Source organism: Aeromonas sp. 159 (genome assembly GCF_963862045.1).
Lineage (GTDB): Bacteria > Pseudomonadota > Gammaproteobacteria > Enterobacterales > Aeromonadaceae > Aeromonas > Aeromonas veronii.
Map to the genome: position 1 here is coordinate 1 of NZ_CAWLMI010000069.1, position 9956 is coordinate 9956.

Annotated in this window: 10 protein-coding genes and 2 tRNA genes; 6 read left to right on the top strand and 6 right to left on the bottom strand. The window is 58.4% G+C overall.

From position 1 onward, the window contains the following. Position 1: 1 nt before the first annotated feature. Positions 2–89: transfer RNA gene (locus AACR14_RS12705), tRNA-Ser, on the bottom strand. A gap of 197 nt (positions 90–286) precedes the next feature. Here AACR14_RS12705 and AACR14_RS12710 point away from each other — a divergent pair. After that, positions 287–1036, top strand: a complete 750-nt coding sequence (locus tag AACR14_RS12710; RefSeq protein WP_019446450.1) for a DsbA family protein — start codon at positions 287–289, stop codon at positions 1034–1036. Positions 1037–1332: 296 nt separating this feature from the next. Next, positions 1333–2235 (top strand): sulfite exporter TauE/SafE family protein, encoded by a 903-nt coding sequence (locus tag AACR14_RS12715; protein WP_019446451.1) that lies wholly within the window; start codon positions 1333–1335, stop codon positions 2233–2235. Here AACR14_RS12715 and AACR14_RS12720 read toward each other — a convergent pair. Both AACR14_RS12720 and hemL read right to left on the bottom strand, forming a co-directional pair. Next, positions 2150–2965 carry a hypothetical protein gene (locus AACR14_RS12720; RefSeq protein ID WP_019446452.1) on the bottom strand — a complete coding sequence of 272 codons (816 nt, stop codon included), beginning with the start codon at positions 2963–2965 and terminating at the stop codon, positions 2150–2152. The genes AACR14_RS12715 and AACR14_RS12720 overlap by 86 nt on opposite strands. A gap of 239 nt (positions 2966–3204) precedes the next feature. Continuing rightward, a complete protein-coding gene (hemL, locus tag AACR14_RS12725) occupies positions 3205–4491 on the bottom strand; it encodes a glutamate-1-semialdehyde 2,1-aminomutase (RefSeq protein WP_019446453.1) in 1287 nt (428 codons plus the stop codon). 244 nt (positions 4492–4735) lie between these two features. Here hemL and clcA point away from each other — a divergent pair, with 244 nt between their 5' ends. The 3 genes from clcA to erpA all read left to right on the top strand — a co-directional run bounded on the left by clcA (position 4736) and on the right by erpA (position 7349). Beyond that, positions 4736–6124 (top strand): H(+)/Cl(-) exchange transporter ClcA, encoded by a 1389-nt coding sequence (gene clcA / locus AACR14_RS12730; RefSeq protein ID WP_019446454.1) that lies wholly within the window; start codon positions 4736–4738, stop codon positions 6122–6124. Positions 6125–6215: 91 nt separating this feature from the next. Next, positions 6216–6911, top strand: coding sequence for a DUF6776 family protein (locus AACR14_RS12735; protein ID WP_005343032.1), 696 nt, complete (start codon positions 6216–6218; stop codon positions 6909–6911). Between the two features lie 87 nt (positions 6912–6998). After that, entirely contained in the window at positions 6999–7349 is a 351-nt protein-coding gene (gene erpA, locus AACR14_RS12740; protein WP_005340225.1) for an iron-sulfur cluster insertion protein ErpA, read from the top strand. A gap of 138 nt (positions 7350–7487) precedes the next feature. Here the strand turns inward: erpA and nhaC are convergent, their stop codons facing one another. Next, entirely contained in the window at positions 7488–8897 is a 1410-nt protein-coding gene (gene nhaC, locus AACR14_RS12745) for a Na+/H+ antiporter NhaC (protein WP_019446455.1), read from the bottom strand. 301 nt (positions 8898–9198) lie between these two features. Between nhaC and AACR14_RS12750 the strand changes: the two genes are divergently transcribed. Then, on the top strand, positions 9199–9408 hold the full coding sequence (locus AACR14_RS12750) for a hypothetical protein (protein WP_005357820.1): 210 nt from the start codon (positions 9199–9201) through the stop codon (positions 9406–9408). Here the strand turns inward: AACR14_RS12750 and AACR14_RS12755 are convergent. Beyond that, on the bottom strand, positions 9403–9675 hold the full coding sequence (locus AACR14_RS12755) for a late competence development ComFB family protein (protein WP_005343036.1): 273 nt from the start codon (positions 9673–9675) through the stop codon (positions 9403–9405). The genes AACR14_RS12750 and AACR14_RS12755 overlap by 6 nt on opposite strands. A 109-nt stretch (positions 9676–9784) precedes the next feature. After that, positions 9785–9870 (bottom strand) — tRNA-Leu (locus tag AACR14_RS12760). Between the last annotated feature and the right edge of the window lie 86 nt (positions 9871–9956).

Consider the following 9956-nt stretch of genomic DNA (forward strand, 5'->3'; position numbering starts at 1 on the left):
ATGGCGGAGGAGGTGGGATTTGAACCCACGGATGGTCGCCCATCGCCGGTTTTCAAGACCGGTGCATTCAGCCGCTCTGCCACCCCTCCGCAGCAGTGCGGCGAATATTACCATGCTGATCCGGCTTGTAAATCCCCGTCCGGTTCGATTGCTGGTTAATTGCGCTAAATGACATGAAAAAGTGGCAATCAGAGCGTATCAAGCGCTTTTTTGGCCAGATAACTTGACTTGAAAACAGACTCAACCACTATAGTGGCCTCTATCATATCCTCTGCAAGATAACGTTATGACTATTAAAAATGCCCTGTTTTGCGCGCTGGCTGGTGTGACCCTGCTGGCGACGCCGGTACATGCAAGCGAGCTGACCAAAAGCGATGTCGAGCAAATCGTTCGCGACTATCTGGTCAAGAATCCCGAGATCCTGGTCGAGATGTCCAATGCCCTGCGTGCCAAGCAGGAGAGCCAGCAGGCCGAGAGTGACAAGGCGCTGATCAAGGCTCACTCCAAGCAGCTTTATGCCAATCAGGATCCCGAGATGGGGAATCCGAAGGCGTCGCTGAGCATTGTAGAGTTTTTCGATTACAACTGCGGTTACTGCAAACGGGCCCATCCGCTGGTCAAGCAGCTGATGGCGGAAGATAAAGATATCCGTTACATCTACAAGCAGTTCCCCATTCTGAGCGAGTCCTCCTACTTCGCCGCCCGTGCTGCGCTGGCGGTCCAGCTGGGTCAGCCTGACAAGTACCAGGCGTTCCACGAGAAACTCTATAGCCATCAGGGCCCGCTCGCTGATGAAGCACAGGTCAAGCAGTTGGCTGTGGCGGCCGGTGTGGACTGGAGCAAGGTGGAAGCCAAGATCAAGGATGGCAGCATCGATCAGAATCTGGGAACCAACCGGGCTCTGGCTGAAGCGCTCGGTATCTCCGGTACCCCGGCCTTCATCATCGGTGATCAGATCCTGCGCGGTGCTCCCCGTGATCTGGCCAGCCTGAAGGGGTTTATCAAGGACGTGCGTGCCGGCAAGAGCATTCAATAAGCGGTTGTCATGGTCGAGGGCCCAGCGCCCCGGCCAGATACAGAAAGAGGGTCGGTATCACTACCGGCCCTCTTTTTTATTATGTCCTTTGGCACAAGTGGTCGTCGCGAAAGGACCATAACAACGTGCTCAGGACCCGGCCTGTTGGCCTCAGTAACAAGTATTAGCAGAGTCGTTCGGAGTCGATTGATAAATATTTCGCCTCGCAGAGGTGTGTCATGCGGATTGCTTAATTCCGGTCAAGATTTTTTCTGCTGCTTGCCTTAGAATCGCCGCCCGTTGCAGGAGAAACCCCTATGTTAGTTGATATTTTACGGCTGGTTTTTATAGCCGGAGGCCTCGTATTCATCTTTATGCTGGTACAAGCCTGCTGGCGGAAGAAGCAGAGTGGATCCTTTGAGGCGACCCCCTTCTGGCCGGTGGCATTGATCGGTGGGATTGCCAACTTCCTCGATACCCTGGGGGTGGGCAGCTTTGCGGTAAAGACCGCCTGCTACAAGCAGTTCAAGCTGATCGATGATCGGGTGCTGCCGGGTACCCTCAATGGGCAGTGCGTGCTGCCGACCGTGACTCAGTCGCTGATCTTCGTCGGCGCAGTAGCGGTGGATCCGCTGACGCTGATCAGCATGATGATGGCCGCCGCAGCGGGCGCGGCCTGGGGCGCTCGCCATGTGGCCTCGTTTGATCGGCAGACCATCCGGTTGGTGATGGCCATTTCTTTACTGATCGTTGCAGGGCTTATCTTTGCCGGTCTGCTGGGTCTTTTCCCTGTAGGCGGCGATGCGATGGGGCTCAGCGGCTACAAGTTGGCGATTGCCCTGCTTGGCAATTTCATCTTCGGGGTGCTGATGAATGTCGGTATCGGCTTGTTTGCCCCCTGTATGACGCTGGTTTATCTGCTGGGGATGAATCCGCTGGCGGCGTTTCCGATCATGATGGGCTCCACCGCCGTGCTCAGCGTCTTCTCCGCAGGCACCTTTATCCGCAAAGGGGCGTTTGATGCCAAAGCCGTGCTGGCGGTGGCCATCTTCGGCCCCATCGGTGTGGTGCTGGCAGCCATGCTGGTCAAATCCATGGATATGGAGATGCTGAAGTGGCTGGTTGCCTTTATCGTCATCTATACCTCCTGGACCATGTACGCTTCCTGGCGGGCGGCGCGTCGCTCCCCTGTGCAGCTGACGGTGGAGAGCGCAGGCTAGCCTGTACCAGTGCAGCTTCGGCCTTGGCCCCCAGAAAAACATAGAGGCCAAGCGCCAGCAACAAACCCACCGCACACCCCATCACCCCGACCGCAGGCCAGAGCAGCTCGCTCTGGCCGAGCGAACCCTTGAACAGCAGCAACAACCCCTCGATGGAGACCGCGATCAGAATGGCGGCGATAAAGCGGGTGATGGTGCGGCGAATGGCGCTGTGGCGGAAGATATCCTTATGCAGCAGTACCTCCTCTTCCAGAATGGTCTTGCCCAGATCGAACACCGCCAGTGCCAGCGTCAGGAAGATGATGGCGCTAAAGGCGCCGAGCTGGTTCTGCTGCTCGCCGCACAATAGCTGGTAGAGCTGCTCCAGCCCGTGCCAGATCAGGGTGGCGACGATCAAAAACAGCGCCATGCTGAGCACCACATAGACCGCCTTGAACCAGGGCATGGCGCGGCGGCGCTCCCTGTCTCCCATCAACCAGCCAATCAGCTGATTCAGACAGACGGTGATCTCTCGTCCTTGTCCCTGCACGATAAGGTGCAACCGGTTATGGGCGGCCGGTGCCGCAGGCTGGATGCACATCGGCCCCTGATAGTGGTCAATGCTGACGACAAAGGGATACCCCTTGAGCGAGACAAGGGGGGCGCTGAGTAGCCCCTGCAGTAGCGGGGTCAACTCCTCCTGATACTCCTGATAGCGCCGCAGCACATCGATGGGGCTCATCTCTGCCATATGGACCTCGGTGACGTGGGCTCTTGTGGTGAATGTGCAAATAGTGGGCCTGCTTTATGACAGGGATGGTAGGGCAAGTTGCACCAGAGGATGACAAATTGGTGAGTGACGAAGAGGGAATGCACCAGAAATGGGCGTATCGATGCCCTGTCTGGTGATGAAGGCACTGCAATAGAAAAGGGCCCATGACGGGCCCATGACGGGCCCATGACGGGCCCTTTGCGACCACCAGCGGCGATTTAGCCAGCCAGCTTGGCGAAGCTGCGCTCGGCGGCAGCCAGAGTGTGTTCAATCTCCTTGTCGCCGTGAGCCAGTGACAGGAAGCCTGCCTCGTAGGCGCTCGGCGCCAGATAGACGCCCTCTTCGAGCATCAGGTGATAGAAGCGCTTGAAGCGTTCCATATCGCAGCGAGTGACCTGCTCGTAGCGGGTGATTTCGGGCTCGTCGGTGAAGAAGAAGCCGAACATGCCGCCCACATAGTTGATGGCGAGCGGGATACCGTGTTTGGCGGCGGCCGCTTTCAGTCCCTCGGCAACACGAGCTGTCTTGGCGCTCAGCTGCTCATAGAGACCCGGCTCCAGCAGCAGATCCAGCATGGTCAGACCGGCCGCCATGGCCACCGGGTTGCCGGAGAGAGTACCCGCCTGATAGACAGGGCCGGTCGGGGCAATGTGCTGCATCACCTTCTTCTTGCCGCCGAAGGCGCCCACAGGCATGCCAGCACCGATGATCTTGCCGAGGGTGGTGAGATCCGGGTCGATGTTGTAGTGACCCTGAGCACCGCGCAGGGAGACGCGGAAGCCGGTCATCACCTCGTCCAGGATCAGCAGGGCACCGAACTCGTCACAGATGGCACGCAGCCCTTCCAGGAAGCCGGGGACCGGCGGGATGCAGTTCATGTTGCCTGCGACCGGCTCGACGATGATACAGGCGATCTCGCTGCCGTACTGGGTGAAGGCTTCACGCACCGAATCCAGATCGTTGAAGACGCAGGTCAGGGTGTGTTTGGCGAAATCGGCTGGAACGCCCGGGCTGTTGGGTTGACCCAGGGTTAGGGCGCCGGAACCGGCCTTGACCAGCAGAGAGTCGGCGTGGCCGTGGTAGCAGCCCTCGAATTTGATGATCTTGTCGCGGCCGGTGTAGCCGCGGGCCAGACGGATGGCGCTCATGGTGGCTTCGGTGCCGGAGTTGACCATCCGAACTTGCTCCATGGAGGGGACGATCTGGCGGACTTTCTCGGCCATCAGCACTTCGATCTCGGTCGGCGCACCGTAGCTCAGCCCCTTCTCAACGGCCTTGATGACGGCGGCTTTGATGGCGGGGTAGTTGTGACCCAGCAGCATGGGGCCCCATGAGCCGATGTAATCCACGTAGGCCTGACCATCCACATCATAGAGATAGGCGCCATCGGCGTGATCGATGAAGCGGGGCGTGCCGCCGACCCCATTGAAGGCGCGGACCGGTGAGTTGACGCCACCCGGAATGGTCTGGCGGGCCTGTTCAAACAGCTGATCTGATTTTGACATGGATCATCCTTAATGGGATTTTGGTCGTCACACAAGGGATTGCAGCCGATTGAGACTCGGCAGGCCGGAGCATCAGGAGTATGCTTTGCGCTCTCGCCACCCGGACTCTCGGTCTGCTCCCGTGACAAAAATTTAACGGGCCGACTATAGCAGAAAGCCCCAGCTCTGGGCAGCCGAGCAACGCGCCGGGTGATCCTGATCTCAGCTAGCTGACGATATGGTTTTTCCAAGTTGGTGTAACAAGATGGCGCAACAAGCTCTCTCCTCTGAAGCCGATACCTCTGCGCGGGGGCCGCTTTCCCGCATTATCCGGCAAGACAAGATGCCCTTGCTGGTGCTGTTGCTGGCGGCCCTGGTCGGCACCCTGGCCGGACTGGTGTGCGGTCTGTTCGAATCTGGTGTCCACTGGCTGGCAGAACAACGTATCGCCTTGCTGGCAGACCGTCCCTGGTGGCAGCTCGGTCTGCTTGGCTTTGGCTTCAGCGCCTTGCTGGGATTTGTCGGTTACTTCCTCACTCATACCTTTGCCCCGGAAGCGGGCGGCTCCGGCATTCCCGAGATCGAGGGGGCGATGGACGATCTGCGCCCGGTGCGGTGGTGGCGAGTGTTGCCGGTCAAGTTCTTCGGCGGCATCTGTACCCTGAGCTCCGGTATGGTGCTGGGGCGGGAGGGGCCTTCGGTACAGATCGGCGGCAACCTCGGCAAGATGGTGGCTGATATCTTCCGGTTGCCCAAGGAGCATGGCCACGCCCTGTTGGCCGCCGGTGCGGCGGGCGGTCTGGCGGCAGCCTTCAATGCGCCGCTGGCGGGCATCCTGTTCGTAATGGAGGAGATGCGGCCGCAGTTTCGCTACTCTTTTCTGGCCATCAAGGCGGTGGGGATCTCCGCCATCATGGCGACCCTGATGTTGCAGAACATGAAAGGCCAGGGGGCGGTGATCACTCTGCCCCACTACGATGCGCCCGCCCTCAAGGCACTCTGGCTGTTCCTCTTTATGGGGGCCACCTTCGGGGTGCTCGGTTTTGTCTTCAACAAGCTGGTGCTGGCCTGTCAGGATGGCTATCTGGCGTTGCATCAGAACAAGCGCCACCGTTTCGTGGCCATCGGCATGCTGGTCGCCGGAACGTTTGGTGTGCTGTCGCTGTTCGCCCCCTCGGTGACGGGGGGCGGCACCGAGCTTATTCCCCATCTGATGGGGGATGAGTATGCGATGGCAACCCTGTTCCTCATCTTTTCGGTGCGGCTGGTCGCGACCCTCATCTGCTTCTGCTCCGGTGCCCCGGGCGGGGTGTTTGCGCCGACCCTGGCGTTGGGCACCCTGTTTGGCGTGGTGTTTGGCCATCTGTTTCATGCGGCGTTTCCGGAGCTTGGCATCGAGCCCGGCGCCTTTGCCATCGCCGGAATGGGGGCGCTGTTTGCTGCCACCGTGCGTGCCCCCATCACGGGTATCGTGCTGGTCACCGAGATGACCGACAACTATCAGCTGATCCTGCCGATGATGATTACCACGGTCGGGGCGACTCTGGTTGCCCAGTGGCTGGGTGGCCGGCCCATCTATTCCCAGATCCTGGAGCGAACTTTACGGCTTGCCGCGCGTCAAAAGCGGGGTGATGGCAGCGCCACGGCCAGTTAATTTTTCCCTTTATCGCCTGTGACCCCGGTCCGGGCGGTATAGTGAAGGGAGAGGCGCTGCCGTAAATGGCGTGATAACGGGATGAGGGGCTATGTCCAATCTATTGAAGTTATTGGTCGTGTTAGCCGTTGGCGGGCTCATCGGTTACTTTGTCGGTAACCGTCAGGAGCTGGCCCAGAGCAGTCTGTTGGTGGTACAGCAGGAGACGCTGGATCGTCAGGGCAAGGCCATCGGCCAGCTCAAGACCGAATTGGGGGTGAAAGATACCCAGCTGGCGACCCAGAAAGCGGCCTTTGAGCAGTTGCAGACCACCCTGAAGAGTCAGGAGGCGCAGGTGCAGGAGCTCAAACGCCAGCTGGCCTTTTTCGAGCGGATCATGCGCCCCACCGGCGAACAGGTGGGGGTAGTGATCGACAACCTGACTCTGCAGGAGACCAGCATTCCCGGTCGCTACCACTATCGTCTCGCCCTGACCCAGCCCGCCAAAAAGCGGGAGCTGTTCCGTGGTCAGGTGCAGATCCGGGTCGAGGGGAGCCTGGCTGACAAGCCGAAGACGCTGACCGGTCGCGATCTCGGAATGAAGGTGAGCGAGTGGCGTTATGCCCTGCGTTATTTCCAGCTGCTGGAAGGGAATTGGCAGTTGCCGGAAGGCTTTGTGCCGGATCGGATCCGTGTCACCATCAACAAGGACGGCAGGCAACCGGCGCAAGAGCTGCTGGTTGAGTGGGGTGAGGTGATCAAGCCGCTGGTCGCTGCACCGCCTGCTCCGGTTCCCGCGGCCGGTTAAACGTGGTGAATACTTGAACTGAATGGTCGGGTATTGGATAATTTCGCGGTTTCCATGTTTGTGGATCTAATGGTTGTGAGGTCAGTAATGAGTGCAGTAGCAGAAGCCCCGTTGCCCATCCAGATGACGGATGCGGCGGCCAACAAGGTGAAGAACCTGATCACCGAGGAAGAGAATCCCGAGCTGAAGCTGCGGGTATACATCACGGGTGGGGGCTGCTCCGGTTTCCAGTATGGCTTTACCTTTGATGAGAAGATCAACGACGGGGACACCGTAGTCGAGAAGAATGGCGTCACCATGGTGATCGATCCCATGAGCCTGCAATATCTGGTAGGCGGCAGTGTGGATTACACCGAGGGTCTGGAAGGTTCACGCTTCACCGTGACCAACCCCAATGCCACCACGACCTGTGGCTGTGGCTCCAGCTTCTCCATCTGATCGGCATTATCGGTCTGATGAAACGGCTCTCGGCAACGAGGGCTGTTTTTGTTTGTGGTGATCAGTGAACGCCATCAAACAGCATTTCTCTAAAACGATAAAGGCGCCTCGATGGCGCCTTTGTTGTTTCAGGATGGCTTAGCGGGAGCTTGCCGCCGCGACCAGCGGGATCCGGTTCACTGCCTTGCCCATATAGGCGAGGGTGATGGTCACAATGATGCAGGTGAAGCTCAGCCACATGTAGGGCAGGTAGTCGAGGGTTGCCACCCCCAGCACCCCGGCCATGAAGATGCCGTTGTCGCTCCAGGGCACCATGCCGCAGGTGAGGGTGCCGCCAAACTCGGCGTTGCGAGAGAGGTTCTTGCGCGCCAGTCCCAGTCGGTCGTAGTTTTTGGCCATGATCTTGGGGGTCAGGATTAGCGACACATACATGGCCGAGCCAAACACGTTGGCCAGAAACGCGGTGCCGATGGTGTGGCTGGTCAGGCTGCCGACGCTGTTGATGCGCCTCTCGAAGGCGCTGGCGATCACTTCCAGAATACCGACCTTCTCCAGCAGGCCGCCAAACCCGAGACCAAAGATGATGACCGCGACCGAGCCCAGCATGGACTCCATGCCACCGCGACCGAGAATGTTGTCGATAAAATCGATGCCGGAGGTGATGGCAAATGGACTATAAGCCGAGTGCATCGCCTTGACCGGATCCATGCCCTGGAAGGCGATGGCCCAGATCAGGCCTAGCAGGGCGCCGAAGCTGATCACCGGGAAGGCAGGCTTGCGAATGGCCAACAGGCCCAGTACCAGCACCACCGGCACTATGGCCAGCGGGGTGATGTTGAACTGGCTGTCGAGGGCCTCCATCACCAGATTGACCTGCTCTAGGCTGACGTTGCCCGAATACTGCATGCCCACCACGGTGAACAGTACGGCGGTGATGACATAGGAGAGCAGGCTGATGGGCAGCATCCCCTTGATATGCTCCACCACATCGACGTTGGACATGGTAGAGGCCAGCACTACTGAGTCGGAGAGCGGAGAGAGCTTGTCACCGAAGTAGACGCCGGAGAGCACGGCACCGGCTACCAGCGGCGCAGGCACGCCGAGGCTGTGGCCGATCCCCATCATGGCGATGCCGGCCGTGGCAGCAGAGCCCCAGGAAGTGCCGGTGGCCAGCGAGGTCAGGGAGCAGATGATCAGGGTTGCCAGCAGGAAGATGGACGGGTGAATCACCTTGAGGCCGAAGTAGATGATGCTGGGGACTATGCCACCGGCAATCCAGGTGCCGACCAGAGCACCGACGGAGACCAGGATCAGGATGGCCCCCATTCCCTTGGCAACGCCGTCAACGGCTGCCTGTTCCAGGGATTTGTAATCGTGGCCAAGTTTGATGCCAAGCCCCATGATGACGAACCAGGCGATGAACAACGCCAGCTGGATCGGCAGATCGAGCACGCTGGTGAACGAGAATGCCAGGGCCAGGAAAATGGCCAGACAGGCAAATACCTGTGCCATGCCCGGTAGTCGGATGTGGTTTTGTTGGTTTTGCATAGATACTTCCTAAACTCTTGCTCGCCAAGGTCACTCCCTCTCGTCCTGTGGATACATCGATCCCGAGGGGGCAACCCAAAAAGAGGCCGCAATCTACCACAAACCCGGCGGGTTAAAGCCCCATCAAATTGGCAAAAATGCACATTTGATTGAAAAAATCACAAATTAGTTGATCTCATAACCCGTTTTTGAGCGGCCTGTTGACACAAAGGGCCACATACGAAGCTTTCCCGTGACGCCACTTGCATCCCCAGTAGATGAAGATGATAATTATTATCAATTGTTGATTGGGGAGAAAACAATGCGCTGGATATTGCGGGGTATGATGTTGCTGGTGGCGGTGGCCGTACTCGCATGGGGTCAGGATAAAGAGTACGGCACCTGGAGTGCCGGTTTTCTGCTGGCTGCCTGGGTGATGCTGGAGCCCGGATTGCGGCCCGCCTTGATCTTGCTGCCAGTGGCCGGGTTGACCGGTATCGTTACCCTGCTCTGGCAGCAGCCCTGGTTATGAGCTTTTGACGGGAGCCTGCTTGATCTTCTGCTGTGCCACCTTGAGCGATTCGACCACCAGCTTTTCCATTTCGGTGCGCTTGGCGTCGGTCAGGAAGTAGATCATGTCGACATTGTGGCGAATATAGTGGGCCGGAAGCTGGTTGAGGGTGAGGCAGCAGAGGTCGGCCATCTGATCGCTGTTGAGCTTTTGCTGCAGCCCCTGTTTCTCAATCTCCTTGAGCACCAGATGTTCGTAAAAGTTGTGAATGTCGGTATCCAGTATCATATGCGTTCCTTGGCATGACGATGAGCGGTGAGTCGTCAAAAGCATAGCCATAACAAGGAGTAAAAACAAAAGGCCCATCACTTTCGTGATGGGCCTTTTGCGTAATGAATGGTGCGAAGAGAGGGACTCGAACCCTCACATCCGTGGGACACTAACACCTGAAGCTAGCGCGTCTACCAATTCCGCCACCTTCGCACACTGATTTTCTCCAGCTGGTTTTTAAATGCGGTTGGAGCGCATTGCTCTGTGTTTACATGTCAGAAGCATGGTGCGAAGAGAGG